Genomic DNA, 23,873 nt, shown 5'->3' with positions numbered 1-23,873 from the left:
CCCGCTGGTCGGTGTTTCGCCGACTAAGACGGGTAGAAGTTCCTGATGGTTGTACGTCTCCTGTGAAGTAATAACTCGAATTCCGAATCCGCGTGCGATATCGCAAAGAATTCGCGACTTCAAAGGGAACTGCGGATTTCAGGAAGGTGTTCTTCTGGTTAACGCGCCTGTGGCAGGCCTGTGTCGGCGTGACGGAGGGCCGTATCGCGCACCGCCTCCGGGGAGTCCGCCCGATGGGCGCGTTCGACGGATTGGCCCCAGTACGTCCCCGAGACGATCAGCGCGGCCCCCAGCACTCCGAGGGCGGTGAGGCGTTCGCCGCCGAGGCCGACGCCGACCAGGAGGGCCCACACCGGTTCGGTGCCCAGCAGCAGACTGGCCCGGGTCGCGGAGGTGCGCTGCACCGCCCAGGTCTGGGCGAGGAACGCGAGCAGGCCGCAGCACAGGGCGAGGTAGACCAGCTCGGCCCAGGTGACGGCGCCGGTCCGGGCGAGCGCCGGCAGTCCGGGCGCCGCCGGCACCAGGAAGAGGACCGCGCCGACGGCGGTCTGCACGGCCGTCAGCGGGAACGGGCGCACGGCCCGGCCCGCGGTCACCCGCCCGACCAGCACCACATGACCGGCCCGGACCACCGCGGCCGCGAGCATCAGCAGATCACCGGCGCCGGGGGCGCGCAGCCCGTTTCCGGACACCAGCAGCCCGACGCCGACGACGCACACTCCGACGGCGAGGAAGAACCTCCCCGGCAGCCGCCCGCGGTCCAGGACAGGGGTGAGGACGAGGGTCAGGCTGATGATCAGGCCCGCGTTCCCGGCGCTGGTGTGGGCGACACCGTAGGTCTCCAGGACGAGGACGGCGGCCTGGGTGAGGCCGAGGAGCGAGCCGTACCGCCTCTCCTCCCGGGTGAGGGAGCCGAAGCCGCGCAGTGCGACGAGGCAGACGAGCGCGCCGATGGCGTAGCGCAGGAAGAGGACGATCAGCACGGGGAGGGCGTCCGTGGCCGTCTTCGCCGTCAGGTAACTGGAGCCCCAGACGACGGCGAGAGCCAGGAGCACCCCATCGGTACGACGGGTGTGCGGCATGCCGTTCACGATCCCTGGCCAGGACTTTGAAGTAAACGACGACTTGCTCAAACAACCCTGTAGCAGAGCTACACTCACGGCATGGACGAACGGCAGCTGCGCGTCCTGCGGGAGCTGGGCGAACTGGGCAGCGTCACGGCGGTCGCGGAGGCGCTGCGGGTGACGCCCTCGGCGATCTCGCAGCAGCTGCGTCTGCTCCAGCGGTCCCTCCCGGTACCGCTCACCGAGCGCGCCGGGCGCCGGCTGGTGCTCACGGCGGCCGGGCAGGCCCTGGCCGACGCGGCGATCGGGGTGGAGACGGCCCTGGCCCGGGCCCGCCACACCGTCGAGGAGTACGTCGACGAGCCCGAGGGCACGGTGTCGGTGGCCGCCTTCCACAGCGGGGCCGCCGCGTTCTATCCGCTGCTGCTGCGACAGGTGCGCGGGCCGAACTCCCCGAGGATCACCCTGCACGACGAGGACGTGGCCCAGGCCGACTTCCCGCCCCTGACCCGCGCCTACGACCTGGTCCTCGCCCACCGTCTCGACCACGCCCCGCCCTGGCCGCGGACCGCCACGGCCACCCCGCTGCTGCGCGAGCCCCTGGACATCGCCCTGCCGGTCGGCCACCCGCTGGCCGCGCGGACCGCCCTGACCGCGCGGGACGTGTCCGGCGAGCCCTGGATCACCGTGCACGACGGCTTTCCGCTGCTCGCGACCGTCGAGGCCATCGCCGCCGCGGCCGGACACCGGCTCGACATCGTCCATCGCGTCAACGAGATCTCGGTCGTCGCCGAGCTGGTCGCCGCGGGCGGCGGGATCGCCCTGATGCCCCGCTGGACGTCCCGCCCGCACCCGGGCGTCACCCTCAGGCCCCTCGCCGGCATCGAGGCCCACCGCCACATCGACGCGCTCCACCGACCCGAGCGCACGGCTCGCAGGGCGGTACGGACCGTGCTCGGCGAACTGCGGGCCGCGGCGGAGACCATCCGCCTCAGGGGCTGATCGCGAAGCGGGCTTGACCTGGAGCACGCTCCAACTCCTAGCGTTCTCCCCATGGACGCACGAGCTGACACGAGCGAGAGCACCACCCGTGACGAGCGTTTCGCCCGCGGTCTCGAGGTCATGAGCCAGGTCGACGGCGGGCTCCGGGAGCGGGTCCTGGAGTCGCTGGCCGACATCAGCCCGGAGCTGGGCCACCAGGTCGTCGCCTGGGGCTTCGGGGAGATCTACTCCAGGCCCGAACTGGTGCCGCGTGACCGGCAGTTGGTGACCCTGGGGATGCTCACCGCGCTGGGCGGCTGCGAGCCCCAGCTGGAGGTGCACATCAACTTCTCCCTGAACGCCGGACTCACTCCCCAGGAGATCGTCGAGGCGCTGCTGCACTCCGCCGGGTACTGCGGTTTCCCCAAGGCGCTCAACGCCACCCTGGTCGCCAAGAAGGTCTTCGCCGAGCGTGGGCTGCTGCCGGTCGGGCAGCAGCCCACGCCAGGGGCTACTTCTGCCTGATCCGCAGGAAGGTGACGGAGTTCGCCGGGAAGGTGTACGTGAACCGGTCGGCGACTCCGGCGAAGGTGGACGTGACCGGGGCGACCGCGGTGGACGTCTCGGTGTTCACCGCGTCCGGCGCGGCCGCGAGCGTGGTCACCCTCGCCTTCCTCGACACCTCGGCACCTCCGAGGTCGACGGCCGTACGGGCCGCCGAGGACTGGGCGTTGACGACCTTGACGATCAGGTCACCGGTCTTCTCGTCCCTGGTGACTACCTGCCGGAACGGCTCGGCCGGCCTGTCGTCGGTGAAGCCGCCCCACTCCTGCCCGTCGAGGGAGAGGGTGACCTTCCGCCCCCGCACCTTGATGTCGACGTCGTAGGTCCGGCCGGTCTGCACCGACCCCGGCTTGGCGACCAGTGTCGACTTGCCGCCGTCCACGGCCTGCTCGACCGCGGTCTGGGTGTTGTTCCAGCCGCCGATGTTCCACCAGTAGTAGTCGCCGGTGTCCTTGACGCCGAAGGCAACGAGGAAGCCCTCCTTGCCGGACCTCTTGGTGGCCTTCACGTGCAGGTCGTAGTCGTGCCAGGAGGGGTCGCCGGCCGAGACCATGGTGTTCTCGGCCGTGTCCGAGGTCTCCACGTACTGCCCGTCCTGGACGCTCCAGCTGCCGGTGCCGGTGTGGGTCCACCGGGAGGCGTCACCGGAGAAGTCGTCGCTGAGCAGGGTGTTCCCGTCGGCGTCGGTCACCTTGACGTCGTCGTAGGCGGCGCTGGTGTTCCAGGTCGACAGGCCGACGGCGCCGCTGATCGGGGCGAGCAGGGAGGGGGTGCCGGTGGCCGTGGAGGGGACGACCCGGTCGCCGACGTTGTTCATGAAGAGCTTCTGGACCTCGTAGTTCGCCGAGTCCCAGGAGGCGTGGTTGTTGAACCACACCATGTCCGGGCTCCACTGGACGTAGTCCTCGTTGGCGAACAGCGGCGCGTAGGAGGCGAGCTTGACGACGTCCGCGTTGCGTTCGAGGCCGGTCATGTAGGCGGCTTCGGCGAGTCCGTTCTTGAATGCGTTGCCGCCCGAGGCGTACTCGCCCAGGAACACCTTGGGCCCGCTCCTGTCGTAGGAGTCGTAGCGGTCGTTGTTCTGCAGGAACCACTGCGGGCTGTTGTAGTAGTGCTCGTCGACCATGTCGACCTTGGCGTCCTTGTTGAGCTGCCACGCCGTGTCGAAGGTGGTGCCCGAGTCGTCCGGGCCGGCGTTGGAGATGACCTGAATGTACGGGTACGCGGCCTGGACGGCGGCCCGGAACCGCGTGAAGCGGGCGAAGAACTCGGTGGGGAGGTTCTCCTCGTTGCCGACCTCGATGTGGGTGAGGTGGAAGGGCTCGGGGTGGCCCATCTCGGCCCGCTTCCGGCCCCACTCGCTGGTCACCGGGCCGTTGGCGAACTCGATGAGGTCGAGGGTGTCCTGGATGTGCCGCTTCAGCAGCGCGTCGTCGTCGACGGCCTGGTTCTGGCCGCAGCCGGTCACCAGGGCCGGGACGACGGGCAGCGGCATGGCGCCGATGTCCTCGGCGAAGCGGAAGTACTCGTAGTAGCCGAGGCCGTACGACTGGTTGTAGCCCCAGAAGTTCGCGTTCGTGGCGCGCGTCTCGACCGGGCCGATGGTGTCCTTCCACTGGTACGACCGTTTGCGCTGGTAGCCGGAGGCCGCGCTGTAGTCCTGCATCGAGCCGGTGTTGACCAGGCAGCCGCCGGGGAAGCGGACGAAGCCCGGGTGCAGGGCGGCGATCTTGTCGGCGAGGTCCTTGCGCAGGCCGTTGGGCTCGTGCCGGTAGGTGTCGCGCGGGAAGAGGGAGACCATGTCGAGCGCGGCGGCGTCCGAGGTGGCCACGGTGAGGCGGCCGGCGGAGCTGGTACGGGTCGCGGTGAAGGTCGCCCTGTACCGGGCCCAGCCGTTCTTCCGCACGGCCACCCGGCGGGCGGTGGCGAGTGTGCCGCCGGCGTCCGACAGGCCGACGGTGAGGGTCGTGCGGCCCGCCGCGCGGGCCCAGACCGAGAAGTCGTACTTCTTGCCGTCCTCGACCCGGATGCCGGTGTTGTAGCCGGAGTTGGTGACGGCCGAACCGGCGGACAGGGAGAGGTAGTCGCGGTTGCGGTCGTCGAGACGGCCGGAGTCGTCGACGACCTGGGCGGCGCCGGTGACCGTCCAGGCGGTGAGCGGGGTGTACGACTTGTTGTCGTCGGTCGTGTACTCGAAGGACCGGTTCTGGACGAGTTCCGCGTAGAGGCCGCCGTCGGCGGCGCGGTTGATGTCCTCGAAGAAGACGCCGTACATCGTCTTGTCGATCCTGGCGCCCTGGACCGTCGGGTCGACGGTGATCGCGTAGTCGGTGACGTCCTCGGCGTGGGCGGGGGCCGGGACCAGGCCCACCGCGAGCAGGAAAGCGCTTGCTCCGAGGCCGAGTCTCAGCCGGGTGCGGTTGGTGCGTGACATGGATACTCCGCGGCTCGTGAAGGAGTTGGCCTGGAGGGGCCAGGCGCAACCGAGGTCAATCGGGTTCGAAATATCGGACAGCGGTCAGCACTTCGAACGGAAAGATAGGTACGGGGCATGAGCGCGTCAATGGGGCGGACGCCGCCCGACCCCGGGCCGGGTGACACGGCGGGCGTAAGGTCGGGGCATGCAGACGCTGCTGCCGTACCTGTTCGTGATCGCCGGGCTGGCCGTCGTCCTCACGGCTTTCACCTGGCTCGCGCGGTACATCCGGCGCCGGGGCACGGCGGGTGGCGGGCTGGGCGCGGCGCTGGCCGCGTACGAGGAGGCGTTCCGGGCGACCGGCCACGCCTCGCACCACGAGATCCGGCAGCAGGCCGAGCGCAAGGCGCCGGCCGGCTCCCCCCGCCCGAAGAAGCCATGACCGAAGACACGACCGATGGCACGACCGAAGGCACGACCGTGGATGATTTCTGGCCGGTGGCGGATGTGCTCGCGCATCTGGCCGGGCGGTGGCGTGTCGAGCGGAGTGTGCGGGACCTGACGAGCGGGGACGAAGGGTGGTTCGAGGGGGCCGCCGTGTTCCGGGCGCTGGAGGGGGGCGGGCTGCTGCACGAGGAGTCGGGGACGTTCACCTGGCAGGGAGTGGCGCGGCCGGCCGAGCGCACGCTGCGGTTCCTGCCGGGGCCGCGGCCCGGGACGGCGGACGTGCGGTTCGCCGACGGGCGGCCCTTCCACGACCTGGACCTGACCTCGGGGCGGTATGTCGCCGACCACCCGTGCGCGGCCGACCTCTACCGGGGCGAGTTCACCGTCCGGGACGCCGACCACTGGCGCACGGTCTGGCGGGTCGGCGGCCCGGCGAAGGACCTGGTCCTGACCACCGACTACGTACGCCGGGCCTGAGACCGGACAAGCGGATCCGGCACCGGCCCACCGTCACGTGGGCACGACCGGCCACCACGGCATGGCGCACGCCGACCACCACGGCACGACGCACGCCGACCACCACGGCACGACGCACGGCCGGGCCGGCCACCACGGCACGACGCACGACCGACCACCACGGCACGACGCACGCCGACCACCACGACACGACGCACGGCCGGGCCGGCCACCACGGCACGACGCATGACCGACCACCAGGGCACGACGCCCGGCCGACCGCGCGGTCCGGCACTTGCGGCGGAGCGCTCAGGTGCGTGCGGCCTGAGCCGGCGATACGTCGAACCGCAGGTTCCAGCGGCCTCCGCGGCCCGTGACCGTGGTCGTGGACAGCGGGCGCACGTCGATGTTCCAGTAGGTCGACGGCGGCGCCTTGAGGGCGTAGACGAGCGCGGCGCGGATCACCGACGGCTCGGCGACGGCCACGATCCGGCCGCCGTCGTCCACCGGGCGGGTGTCGAGCCAGCCGCCGACCCGGGAGATGAACGACAGCAGCGACTCGCCGCCGTGCGGGGTGGCGCGCGGGTCGGAGAGCCAGGCGTCCACCTGGTCCGGCTCCCTGGCCATCGCCTCACCCAGCGTCAGCCCGCGCCAGCGGCCCATGTCGCAGTCGCGCAGGGCGAGCTGGACCAGCGGGGCGTACCCCAGACCCTCGCCGGTCGCACGGCTGCGCGGAGTCGGCGAACAGTAGCGCAGCTCGGCCGCCGCGAGCGGTAGCAGGTCGGCGGCGACGCGCTGCACCTCTTCCCAGCCCGCCTGGTCCAGGGGGCGGGCGTCCTCGAAGCGCTCCGCGAGCAGCGGTGAGCTGCGTGCGGCCGCGACGAACGTGACCCGAAGTGACATGCGGCGATGGTGTGACGCTCAAGTGCGCAGGTCAAGGGCTCTTGATAGGTGAATTGCGCGAGGTGGGGGAAACGTTACCCAATGGTCAGGAGGTGTCCGACAAGTCAACCGGAATGTCACTTCGGCACCTCGTAGTAGAGCGCCATCCACCGGTCCGGGTGTTCGAGCGGGGCGAATCCGAGCTTCTCGTAGACCCCGTGGGCGTCGTGCGTGGAGAGCAGCACCCGCCGGATTCCGTAGGGCCGCAGGTGCTCGCGGATCGCCCCGACCATCGCCGTGCCGACGCCCTTGCCGCGCACCGACGGGTCGACGTACACGTCGGCGAGCCAGGCGAACAGCGCCTGGTCGGTCACCACGCGCGCGTATGCCACCTGCTCCCCGGTGACCGTGTCGTACATCCCGAAGTTGAGGGAGCCCGCCATGGCCCGCCGCTGCTGCTCGAGGGGACGGCCGGTCGCCCAGTAGGCGTCGGTGGACAGCCAGTGGTGGACGCGTTCGACGTCCACCCGGTCGGTGTCGGCGGAGAACTCATAGCCCTCGGGGAGGCTGGGTGCGTCGCTCATGGGGGGATCCTCGCCAGTCGGCGGCGCCGGTGTCGATCGGATTTCAGCACCTGGATCTCGGGGCCGGGCTTTCAGGGTGCGGGGCGTAGGACCTCGTCACAGGCCGTCCGCAGCCGTCGTACGCCCTCCAGGAGCTCCCCCGTCCCGGCGACCGCCGCGAAGCTCAGGCGGATGTGGGCGGCCGGGGGTTCGGCGCTGAAGTAGGGGCGGCCGGGGGTGACGGCGACGCCCGCGCGCAGGGCGGCGGCGGTCAGGGTCGCGTCGTCGACGCCCTCGGGGAGGCGGAGCCAGAGGTGGTAGCCGCCGGAGGGGATGTGCGGGAGGGCCAGTTCGGGGAGGTGGTGGGAGAGGGCGCCGGTGAGGGTGGACCGGCGGGTCTTCAACGCGGCCGACAGAGCGCGCAGGTGGCGGGGCCAGGCCGGGGCGCCGACGAGTTCGAGGGCGGCCTCCTGGAGGGGGCGGGGGACGAAGAAGGTGTCGACGATCTGGATGGCGCGCAGACGTTCGAGGACCGGTCCGCGGGCGGCGAGTGCGGCCACCCGGAAGCTCGGCGAGGTGGCCTTGGTCAGCGAGCCGACGTGGACCACGACTCCGTCGGGGTCGTCGGCGGCGAGCGGGCGGGGCAGCGGGCCCGCGTCGGCGTGGACCAGCCGCCGTACGTAGTCGTCCTCGATCACGAACGCGCCGGCCTCGCGGGCGATGCGCACCACCTCCGCGCGGCGGTCGGGGGCGAGGACGGCGCCGGTCGGGTTCTGGAAGAGGGGCTGGCAGACGAAGACCCGGGCGCCGGTGGCGCGGAACGCGTCGGCGAGGAGGGCGGGCCGCACCCCGTCGGGGTCGACCGGGACCGGGACCGGCCGCAGTCCGGCGGCGCGGGCGATGGCGAGCATGCCGGGGTAGGTGGGGGACTCGACGAGGACCGGGGCGCCGGGCGGGGCGAGCGCGCGCAGGGCGGTGGCGAGGGCGGACTGGCCGCCGTTCGCGATCAGCACCTCGGCGGCGGTCAGCGCGCCGCCGATGTCCCGCGCGAACCATTCGCGCAGCTCCGGCAGCCCGTCCAGGGGCGGCCGCCCCCAGGCGCCGGGCCGCCGGCCGGCCCTCGCCAGGGCCGCCGCCATCGCACGTTCGGGTTCCAGGGAGGCGTGCAGGTAGCCGCCGCTGAGTTCCAGCACACCGGGCGGCGGGACGGCGAGGCAGACCGTGACCCCGGACGCGTCGACCGTGCGCGGAACGACGTCGAGGGCTCCGTCGGCACTGAGCGCCACCTCCTGCCAGGAGGTGTCCCCGGTGGGTTCGGCCGTGGCACGCGGCCTGGCCTTGAAGGCGCCGGCGCCGGGCCGGGTGACGACCAGCCCCTCCGCGACCAGCTGGGCCAGGGCCCGTGAGACGGTCACCGGGCTCACCCGGAACCGCTCGACCAGCGCCCGGCTCGACGGGAGCTTTCCTCCCGGAGAGTAGCGGTCGAGGTCTCGCCGCAGCTGTTCCGCCAGTTCAAGGACACTGCTACGCTCTTGCATGAGAGTACAGAGTAGCGCTATCGAGCCGACTTCGATAGCGGTCGGCACTTCCCCGGCCGCCCCCGCCTCCCACCGGGCCGGCACCCTGCAGGCCGCGCTCGGTGTCGTCGCCTTCTCCCTCACCTTCCCGGCCACCGCCTGGGGTCTGGAGGGCTTCGGACCCTGGGCGCTGGTGGCGGTGCGCAGCGTTCTCGCGGCGGCCGTGGCGGCCGGCTGCCTGCTGCTCCTCCGGGTACGACTGCCCGAGCGCCGGCACTGGGCGGGGCTGGCGGTCGTCGCGGCCGGCGTCGTGCTCGGCTTCCCGATGCTGACCACGCTCGCCCTGGAGACCTCCACCACCTCGCACGCGGCCGTCGTGGTGGGCCTGCTCCCGCTGACCACCGCCCTCTTCTCGGCCCTGCGCATGGGCATCCGCCCCTCCCGCACCTTCTGGGCGGCGGCCCTGGCGGGTGCCGCGGCCGTGCTGGCCTTCACCGTCGCCCAGAGCGGCGGGGCGCTCACGGCCGCCGACGGTTATCTGTTCGCGGCCCTGGTGGTGTGCGCGGCCGGCTACACCGAGGGCGGCAGGCTGGCCCGGGTCATGCCCGGCTGGCAGGTCATCGGCTGGGCGCTGGTGGGCTGCCTGCCGCTGACCGTGCCGGCCGCCGTGCTCGCGCTGTCGTACGAGCCGGTCGTCTGGAACATCCACGGTGTGGCCGGTGTGCTGTGGGTGGCGGTGGGCTCGCAGTTCCTGGGTCTGGTGGTCTGGTACCGGGGCATGGCGGCGGTCGGCATTCCTAAGGCCAGCCAGTTGCAGTTGGCCCAGCCGCTGCTCACACTGGTGTGGTCGGTGCTGCTGCTGGGCGAGCACCTCACGGCGGCCGCTCCACTCACGGCCGCCGCCGTGCTCGTGTGCATCGCCGTCACCCAACGATCGCGATCGTGAGGAGGCCCTGGAGATGCGTGCATCCGAGGGCGACCAGCTTGTCCAGCACGGCAGGGTGGTCGGCCAGCACGACCAGGTCTCGGAAGTCGTCCAGGTACTGGGTCCCGAGGGCAATCCGCCCTACCGGGTCCGCTTCGAGGACGGCCACGAGGCCATCATGTCCCCCGGTCCCGACTGCCAGGTCAGGCACCAGGAGACCCATCCGCAACTGTAGGCCGCGGCGAGGGGTCGCCGACCGCGTGCCGGTCAGCTCGGCGGGAGCGCCGGCTGCCGGTAATGGTCGGCGACCACCCGTGACAGCGCCCCGATCGGATCGGCGGCCACGTCCTGGGCCGCGAAGTACACATGCCCGCCGACCTGCGGGTACTGGGCGGCCAGGGTCAGATGCCGGGACAGCTCGGCCGGGTTCTGCCAGGCCGAGGGCGCGTCTGCGGCCCCGGCCCGGTACAGCGCCTCACCGATGTAGAGCCGGGTTCCGGACCCCTTGGCCACCCCCGCCCACCAGTCGACGACCTTGGTGTAGTCGGCGGCCGCGTTGCCGATCTGCCAGTACACCTGCGGGACGATGTAGTCGATCCAGTTCTTCTGCACCCACTTCCGGGTGTCCGCGTACAGGTCGTCGTACGTCTCCACGCCCGCCTTGGTGTCCGAGCCCCGGGAGTCGGTGGTCGCGTTGCGCCACACCGCGAACGGGCTGATACCGAACCGGGTGCCGGGCCGGAGCTTCCTGATCCCGGCGGCGGTCTCGGTCACCAGCTTGTCGATGTTGTCCCGGCGCCAGGCCGCCCGGGAGGAGAAGTCGGCGCCGTGGGTGTCGTAGGCGTCGTCGTCGTCGAAGGTCTGGCCTGCCACCGGGTACGGGTAGAAGTAGTCGTCGAAGTGGACGGCGTCCACGGGGTACTTGGCGACCGCGTCCAGGATCGCCTCCTGTACGAAGGCCCGCACGGCCGGGATGCCCGGGTTGTAGTAGAGCTTGCCGCCGTACGGCACCACCCAGTCCGGGTGCTTGCGGGCGGGATGCGAGGCGACCAGCTTGCCCGGGTCGGTGTTGTTGGCGATCCGGTAGGGGTTGAACCAGGCGTGCAGGTGCAGGCCCCGGGCGTGCGCCTCCTGGACGGCCACCCCGAGCGGGTCCCAGCCGGGGTTCTTGCCCTGGGTGCCGGTGAGGTACTGGGACCAGGGCTCGTGGGACGAGGGCCAGAACGCGTCGGCGGTGGGCCGCACCTGGAACATCACCGTGTTGAGCCGGTAGTCGACCGCCTTGTCGAGAAGAGTGGTCAGTTCCTTGCGCTGGGCGGAGGCCGACAGCCCGGTCCGCGAGGGCCAGTCACGGTTGGAGACGGTCGCCAGCCACATGCCCCGCATCTCGGTGGCCGCGCGCCGGGGCCGGGCCGTGGCCGGCACCCCCGGTGCCGCCAGGGTCAGCGTCGACAGCGCCGCCACCGCGAACGCCCTGCGAGACACCTGTGCCATCGTGAGACCCTCTAACTCTCCGGATCCGCGCGGTCACGGATCGCCTCCGCGCCACAGGATGCCCGCACCCGCACGATCGATCATCGATACTTACGGGTAACGTGCACGAACGGAGCAGGCACCGGATCCGGAGGTCCTGCCGGCCGCCCGTAGATCAGCGAAGGGGACGATGTGACCGACATCGAGAAGGTCGGAGTCGTGGGCTGCGGCCAGATGGGAGCGGGCATCGCCGAGGTGTGCGCCCGCTCCGGCCTGGACGTGAAGGTCGCCGAGACCACCGGCGAGGCCCTGGAGATCGGCCGCACCCGGCTGTTCAACTCCCTGGCCAAGGCCGCCGAGCGCGGCAAGATCAGCGAGGAGGAGCGGGACGCCACGCTGGCCCGGCTGAGCTTCACCACGGACCTCGGCGAGTTCGCCGACCGTGACCTGGTGATCGAGGCCGTCGTCGAGAACGAGCAGGTGAAGACGGAGATCTTCCAGGTGCTCGACCAGGTGGTGAGCCGCCCGGACGCGATCCTGGCCTCCAACACCTCCTCGATCCCGCTGGTGAAGCTGGCGGTCTCGACCTCCCGCCCCGACCATGTGATCGGCATCCACTTCTTCAACCCGGCGCCGGTGCAGAAGCTGGTCGAGCTGATCCCGGCGCTGACCACCTCCGAGGGCACCATCAGCCGCGCCCAGGTCTTCGCCGAGAAGGTGCTCGGCAAGCACGCGATCCGCGCGCAGGACCGCTCCGGCTTCGTGGTCAACGCGCTCCTGGTGCCGTACCTGCTCTCGTCCATCCGGATGTTCGAGTCCGGCATCGCGAGCCGCGAGGACATCGACAACGGCATGGAGATGGGCTGCGCCCACCCGATGGGTCCGCTGAAGCTGTCCGACCTGATCGGCCTGGACACCATCGTCTCCATCGCCAACAGCATGTACGCCGAGTACAAGGAGCCGCTGTACGCCGCTCCCCCGCTGCTCCAGCGCATGGTCGAGGCGGGCCGGCTGGGCCGGAAGACCAACTCGGGCTTCTACACGTACGGCTGAACACACCCCCGCTGACTACAGGGAGCGATGCTCCACGGGCCCGGCACCGTGATCGGTGCCGGGCTCGTGTCTTTCACACACCGTGTGCACTCCGGGCACGCATATGCCTTGCGCACACTCTCCCCACGCGCTCACCAGGCGAGTTCACTCTTCATGCGCATGCAAAGGGATGCGGAACGACATCTTCGACTACGCAAAGGAGTGGACCCGTGGCCACCGAACCAGAGCATCCCGTGGTCCAAGGAGAACTCGCAGAGTTACGTCGCCGCCTCGATGTGGCCTACGCCCGGGTCGAGGGCGGGCTGAACCTGCTCAGTCACCGCACCAAGGAGACGGCCAAGGAGCTGGACGACCTGAACAGCCGCCTCGCCCTGCTGGAGAACGCCCGCTGGCCCCTGCCCTCGATCGCCGCGCTCACCGCGCTGGGCGCCCTCGTCGTCACCGTCTGGCAGGCACTGGCCCACTAGCCGCCGGTGAGGCGCATGTGATGCAGCAGGAGTAACGCGGCCGCCATGTTGGCGGCCGGGACCTCCCCGCGGGCGATCATGTCCGGGACGAGCTTGAGCGGGACCCACTCCCGGCGGTCCGACTCGAAGTCGTCCACGGGGTGTCCGAGGTACTCGCCCTCGTCGGACCAGTAGATGTGGTGCCGGGCGTCGGTGAGGCCGTTGGACGGCTCCACGGTCATGAGGTGGTGCAGGGTTCCCGGCCGCCAGCCGGTCTCCTCCTCCAGTTCCCTGGCGGCCGCGACGGCGATGTCCTCGCCTTCCTCGACCACCCCGGCCGGGAGTTCCCACCCCCAGCTGTCGGTGATGAAACGGTGGCGCCACAGGAGCAGGACCTCGCCCGCCTCATTGACCACCGTGGCCACGGCCACGGGCCGCAGCCGTATCAGGAAGTGGTCGAGGTGCCGGCCGTCCGGCAGCTCGACATCTGCGAGATTGACGCTGAACCAGCGGTTTTCATACACAGTTTGTTCGTTCAGTTTCGTCCACTGCACGGTTCTGCCACCTTCCGCCGAGTAAGTGGCAATATCGCAGCAGGGACTCCTCAGGCCTACAGTGCGCCTCGCTCGACGGGGGTGTGGTCTACAGCGGTACGCGCAGTGCGCTGTCGATGAGTTCCGCGGCCTCGGCGGTTCCGGCCGAGCCGCTGCGCACCAGGTGCTCGCGCACCGCGCGGAGTCTGTCGCGCAGGCGCTGGGACTCCATTCCGCGGGCCTGTTCGGCCATTTGCACGGCCGTGGCCACCGCGTTGTCCGCGTTTCCCTGGCGCAGTTCGATGGTGCTGAGCATGGCCAGCCGGTGCACCCGCCCCCGGTCGTGGGCCGGGTTGTCGACGGCGGCCGCGGCGTGCTCCCGGGCGGCGGCGAGCTCGCCGAGACTGAGCAGCGCCTCGGCCACCTGCACATTGACCAGACCGGGTTGGACATAGCCGGTCTCGTCGGGTTCATAGCCCCGCCGGATGCGTTCGGCGGCCGCCTCCGCCCGCCGGATGCAGGACAGCGCGCTCGTGCCGTCGCCGAGGTGGGCGTACGCCTTGGACTGCATCGCATAGAGGTCGGAGGCGAGCGCCGGGGTGATGTGCTTGCCGGCGGCGCGCAGCGCGGCCTCCGCGAACGCGACGGCCTGCCGGAACTCCCGCATGAACAGCGCCTGGTTGACAAGGAGTGCGATGACATAAGCACCGAGCCCCCGGTCGCCGCTCGCCTTCGCCAGCCGCAGGGCCTGGTGGAAGTAGCGCTGCGCGAGGCCGTGGGCATCGGAGTCGTAGGCGCAGATCCCCACGATGGCGACCAACCCACCGGTCGCCCGGTGCAGTTGACGCCCCGTCGCGTCCGTGTACCTGCCGCGCAGCAGCGGAGCCGCCTCGGCGTTGAGGAAGCCGACGACCCGGGTGCGGGTCGCCATGCCGCCGGCCTTGCGGTACATCTGCTCGTAGTGGGCGCGGGCGGCCCGCAGCATCTCCAGATCGGCCGGGGTGACCCGGTGCCGGCCGCCGCGCGAGACGTCCACGTCCTCAGGGGGGTTCTCCCACTCCCACACCGGCATCACGGCGGGTGTGCCGGTGACGGCGGGGGCGCCGAGTATGTGCGGGCGCTGCTGTTCGTCGGACCGCCACAGCGCGGTGGCCCGTTCGACGAACCCGGAGAGCGAGGTGGTGTGCGGGACGCTGGGCTCGCCGGGCACCCCGAGGCCGATGTCGTCGAGGGTGACCGTGCGGTGCAGCCGGGCGGCGAGCACCTCGCAGATCAGGTCGGGCACCTGGCCGCGCGGCCGCTGGCCCTTCAACCAGCGGGCCACGGCGGTGTGTTCGTAACGAAGCGAGAGTCCACGGGCCCGGCCCGCCTGGTTGACGTGGGCGGCGAGACCGGCGTGCGAGATCCCCGCCTCGTCCAGGATCGCGTCGAGCAGAGAGTTGGGCTGCATGGATGCCCCCCGAGTGGCCTGGTGCCGTCAGCGTAGTGCGTGGGTGTTCACACGGGGTGTGAACGGAGTGCGCGAATCCGCAGCGTACGCGCGCTGTTGCGGAGCGTGTCGGCCCGGTTGACTGAACTGCCTCGCAAGAGGCCGGCCGGGCCGCCGGCTCCCCCTCGTACAGTGCGGTGGCCTGGCCGTCGGCTTGGCCGACGGTTCGTGGGTCAGCGGTGCGTTGTCGGCTGCGGGTGGATGGGGGCTGGTCGCGCAGTTCCCCGCGCCCCCAAAGGGGCGCGTTGATGGGCGCGTTCGTTGCGAAGTACCAGGAGGGCGATGTCGTCGGTGGGACGGCCGTTGGTGTGGTGGAGGAGGGCGGTGAAGACCGTCCTCAGGATGGTCTGGGGAGAGACCTGGCGATCCCGTACCGCTTCCGCCAGGGCCTGCGGCAGGGAGAAGAAGTGGCCCTTGGCGTCTCTCGCGTCCTCCGCGCCGTCCGTGTACAGCACCAGGGACTCCTCGGGGTGCAGAGGGCCGCAGTCGGTGGGGGTGAGGTCCGCCGGGAGGGCGAACGGGCCGAGAGGCGGTAGTGGATCGGCGCCCGACAGTGGCTGCACTCGCACATCGCTCAGAACATACGGCCACGGGTGGCCGCAGTTGATCGCCCGTACGCCACCGTCCCCGGCGATCTCCAGGAGCAGCAGGGTGACGAACTCCTCGGCGACCGGGTTGTCCGGGTCCTGGCCGCCGGCGGGGTGTTCCGCCCTGGCTCGTTCTCGTAGGTGTCTGGCCAGGGCGCGGTCCAGCCGGCCGAGGACCCGGCCGAGTTCGGGTTCGTCGTGGGCGGCCTCACGGAAGCTGCCGAGGACGGCGGCGACGGTGCCGATGGCGGCCAGTCCGTGCCCGCGTACGTCGCCCATCACGACCCGTACGCCGTGCTCCGTGGCGACCGCCTCGTAGAGGTCACCGCCGATGGCCGCGCCCCGGTCGGCGGAGAGCTGTGCGGCGGCGACGTTCAGCCCGGCGAGACGGGGTGGCAGGGGCCGCAGCAGCACGCTCTGCGCGGCGCCGGCCACCTTGCGGACCTGCCGTAGCTCCCGGAGCAGGGCCCGCCGGACATGGAGTATCAGCCCGGTGCCGACCGCGAAGAACACGGCGCTGGTGACGATGCGCGCGCCGAGCCCGTTCTGCTCGGCCAGCGGGCATCCGAGCTTGTACGAGACCGCGACGGCGCCCCACACCGTGGGCAACCCCAGGGTGAGCGCACAGCGCGAGGGCCGAGAGCTGGTCCGGGGCCGCCTTCTGTGGGGAACCCCAGCCTTGATGCGGATCATGCCGATGGCCCCCAAGTAGGCCCTGACAGAACAGACGGACCGGCCCCGAAAGGCCGGTCCGATTCTGTCGACGGCATGCCCCGACAGGGCCATGTCCGGGTTGGATCTCACCCAAATGAGTGACCACCCCCAGGACACCCGCATTTATGCAGGTGACAGCACGTGCTTCACGCCGCGAAGGGCAGCGCCCCGTCAGGGGCGCCGGGGGTCCCCCCGGCCGAAGGCTGGGGGAGGAACTGCGCGATCAGCCACGACGAAGCCGCAGCCGACCGGCAACAGTCCCCCCTACGGCGACTAGCCTCGCAGCACCGCTCCCGTACGCTCCCCGGCCAGGGCGACAGCCGCATCCCGCGCAGCCGACGCCTCGTCCACGGTCAGCGTCCGGTCACGGGCCCGGAACCGCAGCGCGTACGCCAGCGACTTCTTCCCGTCACCGAGCTGCTCGTCGTTGACATACACGTCGAACAACCGGATGCCTTCGAGCAGTTCACCGGCGCCCTCGCGCAGCGCGGCCTCGACCTCGACGGCCGGTACCGGCTTGTCCACCACGAGGGCGACATCCTGCGTGGCCACCGGGAACGTCGAGATGCTCGGCGCCTGCGGCGTACCGTCGCCGGCCTGCTCCAGCGCGTCCAGGTTCAGCTCCATCGCGCAGGTGCGCGCGGGCAGCCCCAACGCCTTGAGCACCCGCGGGTGCAGCTCACCGGCGTGGCCCACGACCCGCTCGGTGCCGTCGGCGACGACCAGCAGCTCGGCGCACCGGCCGGGGTGCCACGGCCCGTACTGGCCGGAGCGCACGATCAGCTCGGTGCCGGTCTCACGGGCCACGGTACGGGCCGCCTCGACCGCGTCGGCCCAGTCGGCCGGACGGCCGTTGCCCCACCAGCCGGCCTGCTCGCGGGCGCCCGCGAGGACGGCGGCCACATGCCGGGGCTGCTCCGGCAGCACGGCGTCCAGCGCGGCGATCTCCTCGTCGGTCGGGCGGCGGTCGACCGGCAGATGACCGGCGACGCCCTGCTCCTCACGCGGGAGGAAGACCAGGCCGGTCTCGAACAGCGCCAGGTCGTGGACGCCCCGCCCGTCGTTGCGCCGCAGCGCGCCGAGCAGCCCCGGCAGCAGCGAGGTGCGCAGCGCGGGCTCCTCGTCGTTGAGCGGGTTGGTGAGCCGGACGACGCGGCGGGCCGGGTCGTCGGCGGCCAGGCCCAGCTGGTCGAAGACCTGCTCGCTGACGAACGGGTAGTTCAGCGCCTCGACATAGCCGGCCCCGGCCAGCGCGCGGCCCACCCGGCGGTGCAGCCGCTGACGGTGGGTCAGGCCCCGGCCGGACCGCGGCCTGGGCAGCGTGGAGGGCAGGTTCTCGTAGCCCTCCAGACGGATGACCTCTTCGGCCAGGTCGTTCTGTTCGAGCAGGTCGGGCCGCCAGGACGGCACGGTGACGATCAGTTCGTCCTGCCCGTAGACGTCGCAGCCCACCTCCTGGAGACGGCGGACGACGGTCTCCCGGCCGTACTCGACACCCGCGACCTTGTCCGGGTGGTTCGCCGCGACGGTGATGGTGTGCGGCGCGGAGGGCGCGATGGCCTCGGTGACGCCGGCCTCGGCGGTGCCGCCGGCGAGCAGCACCAGCAGGTCGACCGTGCGCTGCGCGGCGGCGGCCGCGGCCTGCGGGTCGACCCCGCGCTCGAAGCGGCGGGAGGCCTCGGAGGACAGCTTGTGACGGCGGGCCGTGCGCGCGATGGCGACGGCGTCGAAGTGGGCCGCCTCGATCACCACGTCGGAGGTGGCGTTCTCGGTGTCCTCGTGGTCGGCGATCTCGGTGTTGGCGCCGCCCATGACACCCGCGAGGCCGATCGGACCGCGGTCGTCGGTGATCACCAGGTCCTCGGCGTGCAGCTTCCGTTCGACGCCGTCGAGGGTGACGATCTTCTCGCCCTCGGCCGCGCGGCGGACCCCGATGGTGCCCTGGACCAGGGAGCGGTCATAGGCGTGCAGCGGCTGGCCGAGCTCCATCATCACGTAGTTGGTGACGTCGACGGCGAGCGAGATCGGGCGCATGCCGACCTTCTGGAGCCGGCGCTGCAGCCAGATCGGGGAGCGGGCCTCGGGGCTCAGCCCGGTGACGGTGCGCGCGGTGAAGCGGTCGCAGCCGAGCGGGTCGGCGACCTGGACCGGGTAGCCGAAGGCGTTCGGTCCCGGCACGTCGATCAGCGCCGGGTCGCGCAGCGGCAGGCCGTAGGCGATGGCGGTCTCGCGGGCCACGCCGCGGAGCGACAGGCAGTCGCCACGGTTGGCGGTGACGGCGATGTCCAGGACCTCGTCGACCAGTTCGAGCAGCTCGATGGCGTCCTTGCCGACCTCGGTCTCCGGCGGCAGCACGATGATGCCGTGGGTGCCGTCGGATCCCATGCCCAGCTCGTCGCTGGAGCAGATCATGCCGTGGGAGGTCTTGCCGTACGTCTCGCGCGCGGCGATCGCGAAGCCGCCGGGGAGCACGGCCCCCGGCAGGACGACGACGACCTTGTCGCCGACGGCGAAGTTGCGGGCGCCGCAGACGATCTCCTGGGGCTCACCCGTGCCGTTGGCCGTGCCGACGTCGACGGTGCAGAAGCGGATCGGCTTCTTGAAGCCCTCCAGCTCCTCGATGGTGAGCACCCGGCCGACGACCAGGGGGCCCTTGAGGCCGTCGCCGAGCTGCTCGACGGTCTCGACCTCGAGCCCGCCCGAAATCAGCTTGGCCTGCACGTCGCGGCCGGTCTCGGTGGCCGGCAGGTCGACGTACTCCCGCAGCCAGGAAAGCGGGACCCGCATCAGATCTCCATCCCGAACGGCCGGGTGAACCGGACGTCACCCTCGACCATGTCTCGCATGTCCTCGACGTTGTGGCGGAACATCAGCATCCGCTCGATGCCGAACCCGAAGGCGAAGCCGCTGTACTTCTCCGGGTCCACGCCGCAGGCGGTGAGCACCCGCGGGTTGACCATGCCGCAGCCGCCCAGCTCGATCCAGCCCTCGGAGGAGCAGGTACGGCAGGGCCGGTCGGGGTTGCCGACGGACTCGCCCTTGCAGACGTAGCACAGCATGTCCATCTCGGCGCTGGGCTCGGTGAAGGGGAAGAAGTTCGGCCGCAGCCGGGTCTTCATGCCCTCGCCGAACAGCGACTGGACCATGTGGTCCAGGGTGCCCTTGAGGTCGGACATGGTCAGGCCCTCGTCGACGGCGAGCAGCTCGACCTGGTGGAAGACCGGGGTGTGGGTGGCGTCCAGCTCGTCGGTGCGGTACACGCGGCCGGGGCAGATCACGTACACCGGCAGCTCGCGGTCGAGCAGGGAGCGGATCTGCACCGGCGAGGTGTGGGTGCGCAGCACGACACCGGACTCGGTGCCGCCCTCGGGGCCCTGCACGAAGAAGGTGTCCGCCTCGCCGCGGGCCGGGTGGTCCGGGCCGATGTTGAGGGCGTCGAAGTTGAACCACTCGGCCTCGACCTGCGGGCCCTCGGCGACCTCGTAGCCCATGGCCACGAAGATGTCCTCGATGCGGTCGGACAGGGTGGTCAGCGGGTGGCGGGCGCCGGCCGGGACGCGGTCGTAGGGCAGCGTGACGTCCACCGCCTCCTCGACCAGCACCCGGGCGTCTCGCTCGGCCTCCAGCTCCTCCTGGCGGCCCGCGAGGGCCTTGTTCACGGCGCCACGGGCCTGGCCGACCAGCTTCCCGGCAGCGGCCTTGGCATGCGGGGGCAGGGCGCCGATCTCGCGGTTGGCGAGGGCCAGCGGGGACGTGCCGCCGGTGTGCGCGACCTTGGCCTCCTGGAGCGCGTCGAGGGAGTCCGCGGCGGCGAAGGCGGCGAGCGCCTCGTCCCGCATGCGCTCGATCTCTTCCGGTTTCAACGCCTCGACCTCGACAGGGTCGTACGACTTATTCGGTGCCGACATCTCTTCCCGTGCTTCCGATTGGCTGGCGGATGGTCCCCGAGACCGTTGGTGGGCCGTGAGAAGGACACAAAGGTGCCAAAGGCCGAGTCTAACGGGGTGGAGGTATACGAAGAGCCCGTGGGCCGTCAGGCGAGATACGCCGGCGCGCTCACGGGCAACGTAAATCGGAACTCGGCGCCGCCGCTCGCGGCGCGTCCGACGGTGATGGTGCCGCCGTGGGCCTCGACGATGCCCTTGACGATGTACAGCCCGAGGCCGGTGCCACCGCGCTTGCTGCCCCGCCAGAAGCGGGTGAAGACGCGGTTCATGGACTCCTCCGGGATGCCTGGCCCCTCGTCGCTCACGGTGACCGAGGTGGCCGTGTTGTCGAGGTCTTCCCCTTCGCGCGGGGAAGCCGACGGCGTGACGTCAATGGTGACGGTTCCCTCGCCGTGCCGCACGGCATTTTCGATGAGGTTGCTGAGGACCTGGTCGACCTTGTCGGGATCGGCCCACAGGGCGGGCAGCGGCTGCTCGATGCGGAGCAGGAAGCGGTCGGCGGGCTGACCGGCGGTGACGTACGCCTGGATGTGCCGTCCGACGGCGGCGCCTATGTCGACGGGCTGCCGGCGCAGCTCAAGGCGTCCGCTGTCGATCCTGGAGATGTCCAGCAGCTCGGCGATGAGCCGGGTGACCCGGTCGGCGTCCGCGTCGACCGTCTCCAGCATCAGCCGTTTCTGGTCGTCGGTGAAGCGTTCCCATTTGGCGAGCAGGGTGGCGGTGAACCCCTTGACGGAGGTCAGCGGGGAGCGCAGCTCATGTGCGACGGTGGCGATCAGCTCGGCGTGGCTGCGCTCGGTGCGGCGGCGGGCCTCGGTGTCCCGCAGCGACACGACGACCCGGCGGACCGGACCGGTCGGCTCGGCGCGTACGTAGGTGGCGGACACCAGCACCTCCCGGCCGCCGGGCAGCAGGAGGTTCCGCTCCGGCTGTCCGACCCGGATGGCGAGGCCGCCGTAGGGATCGGTGAGCTGCCACCAGCGCCTGCCCTCCAGGTCCTCTAAGGGCAGGGCCTTCTCCAGCCGCTGCCCGAGGGCGTCCGCGGGGGCGGTGGCGGTGATCCGGGCGGCGGCGGCGTTGAAGCGGACGACGATGCCGTGCTCGTCGGCGACCACCAGGCCGTCGGGCAGTTCGTCGGGGTCGATGCCGAGCCCGGTGAGGTCGCCCTGCCGGGGTGCGGGCACACGTCCGGTACCGCGGCCGCCCGGCGCGTTGCTGGTGCCGACACTCATCCCCGTACTCCACCTCTCAGACGGCGCAGTAGGCCCCCGAGCTGGTCACCCTACTAGCTCTCGGTGACGGAACGGCACCCTCCGGAGGCACGCTGTGCACGGGCCGTTGCGTAGAGACATACGGCGGCGGCGGTGGCGAGGTTCAGGCTTTCGGCCTTCCCGTGGATCGGAACGCGCACGACGGCGTCGGCCAGCGCGCGGGTCTCCTCGGGGAGCCCCCAGGCCTCGTTCCCGAACACCCAGGCCGTGGGCCCGCCCATGGTGCCCTTGTCGAGCTCGTCGTCGAGGTCGTCCGTTCCGGCGCCGTCGGCGGCGAGGATGCGCACACCGAGGCCCTTCAGCCCGGCGACGGCCTGCTCGACGGGCACCCCGACGGCGACCGGCAGATGGAAGTGCGACCCGACGGAGGCGCGCACGGCCTTGGGGTTGTACAGGTCCACGGACGCGTCGGTCAGTACGACCGCTTCGGCCCCGGCCGCGTCGGCGCACCGCAGCACGGTACCGGCGTTGCCGGGGTCGCGGACGTTGGCGAGGACGGCGACGAGCTTCGGCCGGGCGGCGAGGACATCCTCGAACGGGGTGTCCAGGAAGCGGCAGACACCGACCAGCCCCTGCGGGGTGACGGTGGTGGAGATGTCGGCGATGACCTCTTCGGAGGCGAGGTGGATCCGGGCGCCGACGTCTCGGGCGGCCCCGACGATGTCGGCGTACCGCTCCGCGGCCTCGACGGTCGCGAACAGCTCGACGAGGGTCGCCGCCCCGTCGACCCGATGCCCGGCCGCCTCCCGGACGGCCTGCGGCCCCTCGGCGAGGAACAGCCGGTCCTTCCCCCGGAAGTTCCGCTTGCCGAGCCGCCGGGCAGCGGCGACACGCACGGAACGGGGAGAGATCAGCTCGGGGCTGGGCATGTGTGGATCACTTTCAAGGTAACGCGACGAAAGGCGCCCCCGTAGGGGCGCGGGGAACTGCGCGACCAGCCCCCACCGGCCCGCGGCCGTGGAACCTCAACAACAGGACCCGCAAGCCCTAGAGCCTGCGGGTCCTCAAGTCACGTCGGCCAGGGCCAGCGCCAGCGTCACGCGGCCTTCGGCGCGTTGACGTCCGCCGGCAGCGCCTTCTGCGCGACCTCGACGAGCGCGGCGAACGCGCCGGCGTCGTTGACCGCCAGCTCGGCCAGGATCTTGCGGTCGACCTCGACGTTCGCGGCCTTCAGACCCTGGATGAAGCGGTTGTACGTGATGCCGTTGGCGCGGGCAGCGGCGTTGATGCGCTGGATCCACAGCTGACGGAAGTCGCCCTTGCGCTTCTTGCGGTCGTTGTAGTTGTAGACCAGCGAGTGGGTGACCTGCTCCTTGGCCTTGCGGTACAGGCGCGAACGCTGACCGCGGTAGCCGGAGGCCGCCTCGAGGATCGCCCGGCGCTTCTTGTGGGCGTTGACTGCCCGCTTGACGCGTGCCACTTGTTAACTCCTTGTAGCGGGGCCGCGGTTGGACTCACGCGGCCCGGAAACGACTGGGTCCCGGATCTTGACTTCAGGGCGCCGGCCGGCGCCCGTGCGTCACTTGCCGAGAAGCTTCTTGATCTTCGCGGTGTCGCCCGGGGCCATCTCGGCGGTGCCGGTGAGGCGACGCGTCACGCGGGACGACTTGTGCTCGAGCAGGTGGCGCTTGCCGGCGCGCTCACGCAGGACCTTGCCGGAGCCGGTGACCTTGAAGCGCTTGCTGGCACCGCTGTGCGTCTTGTTCTTCGGCATAGCGCCGTTATCTCCTCGTCGATGGCGCTCCGGTGCCCGGTCGCGAAACCGGGCACGGTGGAACGTCGCTCTTGTATCGGTTACATCCTGAGGCTTGCGCCCCTGGGTGCTGACCTGGGGCGGTTGCCCCGGGATCACGCCTCGGCAGGCTCCTCGGCGGGCGCCTCGGCCTCGACCTCGGCGTCGGCCTCCAGCTCGGCGGCGTTCTGCGACTTGCCGGGGTTGGCCTTGGCTTCGGCCTTGCGGGCTTCCTGCGCCTGCCGGGCCTCGGCCATCGCCTCGGTCTTCTTCTTGTGCGGACCGAGAACCATGATCATGTTCCGGCCGTCCTGCTTCGGGTTCGACTCGACGAAACCGAGGTCCTGGACGTCCTCCGCGAGACGCTGCAGCAGCCGGTAGCCCAGTTCGGGCCGGGACTGCTCGCGACCACGGAACATGATCGTGATCTTGACCTTGTCGCCCTGCTTGAGGAACCGTACGACGTGACCCTTCTTGGTGTCATAGTCGTGCGGGTCGATCTTCGGCCGGAGCTTCATTTCCTTGATGACCGTGTGCGCCTGGTTCTTGCGCGCCTCACGGGCCTTCATGGCCGACTCGTACTTGAACTTGCCGTAGTCCATGAGCTTGCAGACCGGCGGGCGTGCGCTCGCCGCCACCTCGACCAGGTCGAGGTCGTACTCCTGCGCAAGCTCCAGTGCCTTGGCCAGGGGGACAATGCCCACCTGCTCGCCACTGGGACCGACAAGTCGCACCTCGGGAACGCGAATCCGGTCGTTGATGCGGGGCTCGGTGCTGATGGATCCTCCTCGGTAGCACCACGCGACGGTCTGG

At 71.1% G+C, this 23,873-nt stretch carries 24 protein-coding genes; 8 read left to right on the top strand and 16 right to left on the bottom strand.

Translation table 11 applies throughout. From position 1 onward, the window contains the following. Positions 1 to 158 precede the first annotated feature (158 nt). Positions 159 to 1,082 (bottom strand): DMT family transporter, encoded by a 924-nt coding sequence (locus tag ACZ4N4_RS32825; protein WP_467595602.1) that lies wholly within the window; start codon positions 1,080 to 1,082, stop codon positions 159 to 161. Positions 1,083 to 1,163: 81 nt separating this feature from the next. Here ACZ4N4_RS32825 and ACZ4N4_RS32820 point away from each other — a divergent pair, with 81 nt between their 5' ends. After that, positions 1,164 to 2,066, top strand: a complete 903-nt coding sequence (locus tag ACZ4N4_RS32820) for a LysR family transcriptional regulator (protein WP_467595599.1) — start codon at positions 1,164 to 1,166, stop codon at positions 2,064 to 2,066. A gap of 51 nt (positions 2,067 to 2,117) precedes the next feature. Then, positions 2,118 to 2,570, top strand: a complete 453-nt coding sequence (locus ACZ4N4_RS32815; RefSeq protein WP_467595596.1) for a carboxymuconolactone decarboxylase family protein — start codon at positions 2,118 to 2,120, stop codon at positions 2,568 to 2,570. Here ACZ4N4_RS32815 and ACZ4N4_RS32810 read toward each other — a convergent pair. After that, positions 2,557 to 5,043: an alpha-L-arabinofuranosidase C-terminal domain-containing protein gene (locus ACZ4N4_RS32810; RefSeq protein ID WP_467595593.1), complete on the bottom strand. Its 2,487-nt coding sequence runs from the start codon at positions 5,041 to 5,043 to the stop codon at positions 2,557 to 2,559. The two genes, ACZ4N4_RS32815 and ACZ4N4_RS32810, sit on opposite strands and share 14 nt — an antisense overlap. Before the next feature lie 187 nt (positions 5,044 to 5,230). Between ACZ4N4_RS32810 and ACZ4N4_RS32805 the strand changes: the two genes are divergently transcribed. Then, positions 5,231 to 5,467, top strand: coding sequence for a hypothetical protein (locus ACZ4N4_RS32805; RefSeq protein ID WP_467595591.1), 237 nt, complete (start codon positions 5,231 to 5,233; stop codon positions 5,465 to 5,467). A gap of 38 nt (positions 5,468 to 5,505) precedes the next feature. Next, positions 5,506 to 5,949: a DUF6314 family protein gene (locus ACZ4N4_RS32800; protein ID WP_467595830.1), complete on the top strand. Its 444-nt coding sequence runs from the start codon at positions 5,506 to 5,508 to the stop codon at positions 5,947 to 5,949. A gap of 288 nt (positions 5,950 to 6,237) precedes the next feature. On the opposite strand, the gene ACZ4N4_RS32795 is transcribed toward ACZ4N4_RS32800, so the two are convergent. From ACZ4N4_RS32795 to ACZ4N4_RS32785, 3 genes are all read right to left on the bottom strand, one after another. Then, positions 6,238 to 6,831 (bottom strand): histidine phosphatase family protein, encoded by a 594-nt coding sequence (locus ACZ4N4_RS32795; RefSeq protein WP_453575452.1) that lies wholly within the window; start codon positions 6,829 to 6,831, stop codon positions 6,238 to 6,240. A gap of 116 nt (positions 6,832 to 6,947) precedes the next feature. Next, entirely contained in the window at positions 6,948 to 7,394 is a 447-nt protein-coding gene (locus tag ACZ4N4_RS32790) for a GNAT family N-acetyltransferase (RefSeq protein WP_467595588.1), read from the bottom strand. 71 nt (positions 7,395 to 7,465) lie between these two features. Continuing rightward, positions 7,466 to 8,911: an aminotransferase-like domain-containing protein gene (locus ACZ4N4_RS32785; RefSeq protein ID WP_467595586.1), complete on the bottom strand. Its 1,446-nt coding sequence runs from the start codon at positions 8,909 to 8,911 to the stop codon at positions 7,466 to 7,468. Between ACZ4N4_RS32785 and ACZ4N4_RS32780 the strand changes: the two genes are divergently transcribed. Together ACZ4N4_RS32780 and ACZ4N4_RS32775 are read left to right on the top strand one after the other, a co-directional pair. After that, a complete protein-coding gene (locus tag ACZ4N4_RS32780; RefSeq protein WP_467595583.1) occupies positions 8,910 to 9,836 on the top strand; it encodes a DMT family transporter in 927 nt (308 codons plus the stop codon). The two genes, ACZ4N4_RS32785 and ACZ4N4_RS32780, sit on opposite strands and share 2 nt — an antisense overlap. 13 nt (positions 9,837 to 9,849) lie before the next feature. After that, positions 9,850 to 10,050: a DUF1918 domain-containing protein gene (locus tag ACZ4N4_RS32775; protein ID WP_384992251.1), complete on the top strand. Its 201-nt coding sequence runs from the start codon at positions 9,850 to 9,852 to the stop codon at positions 10,048 to 10,050. Between the two features lie 32 nt (positions 10,051 to 10,082). On the opposite strand, the gene ACZ4N4_RS32770 is transcribed toward ACZ4N4_RS32775, so the two are convergent. Next, on the bottom strand, positions 10,083 to 11,309 hold the full coding sequence (locus tag ACZ4N4_RS32770) for a glycoside hydrolase family 10-like protein (RefSeq protein WP_467595580.1): 1,227 nt from the start codon (positions 11,307 to 11,309) through the stop codon (positions 10,083 to 10,085). Between the two features lie 171 nt (positions 11,310 to 11,480). Between ACZ4N4_RS32770 and ACZ4N4_RS32765 the strand changes: the two genes are divergently transcribed. Together ACZ4N4_RS32765 and ACZ4N4_RS32760 are read left to right on the top strand one after the other, a co-directional pair. Further along, a complete protein-coding gene (locus ACZ4N4_RS32765; protein ID WP_450758894.1) occupies positions 11,481 to 12,341 on the top strand; it encodes a 3-hydroxybutyryl-CoA dehydrogenase in 861 nt (286 codons plus the stop codon). A 209-nt stretch (positions 12,342 to 12,550) separates the two neighbouring features. Next, positions 12,551 to 12,808: a hypothetical protein gene (locus ACZ4N4_RS32760; protein ID WP_467595578.1), complete on the top strand. Its 258-nt coding sequence runs from the start codon at positions 12,551 to 12,553 to the stop codon at positions 12,806 to 12,808. Here ACZ4N4_RS32760 and ACZ4N4_RS32755 read toward each other — a convergent pair. From ACZ4N4_RS32755 to infC, 10 genes are all read right to left on the bottom strand, one after another. Next, positions 12,805 to 13,341, bottom strand: a complete 537-nt coding sequence (locus ACZ4N4_RS32755; protein WP_467595575.1) for an NUDIX hydrolase — start codon at positions 13,339 to 13,341, stop codon at positions 12,805 to 12,807. The genes ACZ4N4_RS32760 and ACZ4N4_RS32755 overlap by 4 nt on opposite strands. A gap of 88 nt (positions 13,342 to 13,429) precedes the next feature. After that, positions 13,430 to 14,770, bottom strand: a complete 1,341-nt coding sequence (locus ACZ4N4_RS32750; protein ID WP_467595572.1) for a transcriptional regulator — start codon at positions 14,768 to 14,770, stop codon at positions 13,430 to 13,432. Between the two features lie 212 nt (positions 14,771 to 14,982). Further along, complete coding sequence (locus ACZ4N4_RS32745) at positions 14,983 to 16,089, bottom strand: PP2C family protein-serine/threonine phosphatase (protein ID WP_467595569.1); 1,107 nt, start codon at positions 16,087 to 16,089, stop codon at positions 14,983 to 14,985. 294 nt (positions 16,090 to 16,383) lie between these two features. Further along, the gene (gene pheT / locus ACZ4N4_RS32740; RefSeq protein WP_467595566.1) at positions 16,384 to 18,897 is read right to left on the bottom strand and encodes a phenylalanine--tRNA ligase subunit beta; all 2,514 of its coding nucleotides are present in this window, start codon (positions 18,895 to 18,897) and stop codon (positions 16,384 to 16,386) included. Continuing rightward, a complete protein-coding gene (gene pheS / locus ACZ4N4_RS32735) occupies positions 18,897 to 20,018 on the bottom strand; it encodes a phenylalanine--tRNA ligase subunit alpha (protein ID WP_093505167.1) in 1,122 nt (373 codons plus the stop codon). The genes pheT and pheS overlap by 1 nt, the downstream gene beginning before the upstream one ends. Positions 20,019 to 20,143: 125 nt before the next feature. Further along, complete coding sequence (locus ACZ4N4_RS32730) at positions 20,144 to 21,289, bottom strand: sensor histidine kinase (protein ID WP_453575430.1); 1,146 nt, start codon at positions 21,287 to 21,289, stop codon at positions 20,144 to 20,146. Between the two features lie 53 nt (positions 21,290 to 21,342). Continuing rightward, positions 21,343 to 22,197 (bottom strand): TrmH family RNA methyltransferase, encoded by an 855-nt coding sequence (locus ACZ4N4_RS32725; RefSeq protein ID WP_453575428.1) that lies wholly within the window; start codon positions 22,195 to 22,197, stop codon positions 21,343 to 21,345. 167 nt (positions 22,198 to 22,364) lie between these two features. After that, positions 22,365 to 22,748 carry a 50S ribosomal protein L20 gene (gene rplT / locus ACZ4N4_RS32720; protein ID WP_018549117.1) on the bottom strand — a complete coding sequence of 128 codons (384 nt, stop codon included), beginning with the start codon at positions 22,746 to 22,748 and terminating at the stop codon, positions 22,365 to 22,367. Between the two features lie 99 nt (positions 22,749 to 22,847). Beyond that, complete coding sequence (gene rpmI / locus ACZ4N4_RS32715; RefSeq protein ID WP_351320349.1) at positions 22,848 to 23,042, bottom strand: 50S ribosomal protein L35; 195 nt, start codon at positions 23,040 to 23,042, stop codon at positions 22,848 to 22,850. Between the two features lie 134 nt (positions 23,043 to 23,176). Further along, positions 23,177 to 23,839, bottom strand: a complete 663-nt coding sequence (infC, locus tag ACZ4N4_RS32710; RefSeq protein WP_450759303.1) for a translation initiation factor IF-3 — start codon at positions 23,837 to 23,839, stop codon at positions 23,177 to 23,179. Positions 23,840 to 23,873 lie beyond the last annotated feature (34 nt).

The organism is Streptomyces sp. NPDC026538, assembly GCF_055567535.1.
The sequence above is the reverse complement of the archived record's forward strand: the minus strand, read 5'-3'. Positions and strand labels throughout refer to the sequence as shown.

What these genes read in the sequence shown, in the direction of transcription:
- ACZ4N4_RS32825 (WP_467595602.1), bottom strand. Translation starts at nt 1,082, where the DNA reads ATGCCGCACACCCGTCGTACCGATGGGGTGCTCCTGGCTCTCGCCGTC.
- ACZ4N4_RS32820 (WP_467595599.1), top strand. Translation starts at nt 1,164, where the DNA reads ATGGACGAACGGCAGCTGCGCGTCCTGCGGGAGCTGGGCGAACTGGGC.
- ACZ4N4_RS32815 (WP_467595596.1), top strand. Translation starts at nt 2,118, where the DNA reads ATGGACGCACGAGCTGACACGAGCGAGAGCACCACCCGTGACGAGCGT.
- ACZ4N4_RS32810 (WP_467595593.1), bottom strand. Translation starts at nt 5,043, where the DNA reads ATGTCACGCACCAACCGCACCCGGCTGAGACTCGGCCTCGGAGCAAGC.
- ACZ4N4_RS32805 (WP_467595591.1), top strand. Translation starts at nt 5,231, where the DNA reads ATGCAGACGCTGCTGCCGTACCTGTTCGTGATCGCCGGGCTGGCCGTC.
- ACZ4N4_RS32795 (WP_453575452.1), bottom strand. Translation starts at nt 6,831, where the DNA reads ATGTCACTTCGGGTCACGTTCGTCGCGGCCGCACGCAGCTCACCGCTG.
- ACZ4N4_RS32790 (WP_467595588.1), bottom strand. Translation starts at nt 7,394, where the DNA reads ATGAGCGACGCACCCAGCCTCCCCGAGGGCTATGAGTTCTCCGCCGAC.
- ACZ4N4_RS32780 (WP_467595583.1), top strand. Translation starts at nt 8,910, where the DNA reads ATGAGAGTACAGAGTAGCGCTATCGAGCCGACTTCGATAGCGGTCGGC.
- ACZ4N4_RS32785 (WP_467595586.1), bottom strand. Translation starts at nt 8,911, where the DNA reads ATGCAAGAGCGTAGCAGTGTCCTTGAACTGGCGGAACAGCTGCGGCGA.
- ACZ4N4_RS32775 (WP_384992251.1), top strand. Translation starts at nt 9,850, where the DNA reads ATGCGTGCATCCGAGGGCGACCAGCTTGTCCAGCACGGCAGGGTGGTC.
- ACZ4N4_RS32770 (WP_467595580.1), bottom strand. Translation starts at nt 11,309, where the DNA reads ATGGCACAGGTGTCTCGCAGGGCGTTCGCGGTGGCGGCGCTGTCGACG.
- ACZ4N4_RS32750 (WP_467595572.1), bottom strand. Translation starts at nt 14,770, where the DNA reads ATGCAGCCCAACTCTCTGCTCGACGCGATCCTGGACGAGGCGGGGATC.
- ACZ4N4_RS32745 (WP_467595569.1), bottom strand. Translation starts at nt 16,089, where the DNA reads ATGATCCGCATCAAGGCTGGGGTTCCCCACAGAAGGCGGCCCCGGACC.
- pheT (WP_467595566.1), bottom strand. Translation starts at nt 18,897, where the DNA reads ATGCGGGTCCCGCTTTCCTGGCTGCGGGAGTACGTCGACCTGCCGGCC.
- pheS (WP_093505167.1), bottom strand. Translation starts at nt 20,018, where the DNA reads ATGTCGGCACCGAATAAGTCGTACGACCCTGTCGAGGTCGAGGCGTTG.
- ACZ4N4_RS32730 (WP_453575430.1), bottom strand. Translation starts at nt 21,289, where the DNA reads ATGAGTGTCGGCACCAGCAACGCGCCGGGCGGCCGCGGTACCGGACGT.
- ACZ4N4_RS32725 (WP_453575428.1), bottom strand. Translation starts at nt 22,197, where the DNA reads ATGCCCAGCCCCGAGCTGATCTCTCCCCGTTCCGTGCGTGTCGCCGCT.
- rpmI (WP_351320349.1), bottom strand. Translation starts at nt 23,042, where the DNA reads ATGCCGAAGAACAAGACGCACAGCGGTGCCAGCAAGCGCTTCAAGGTC.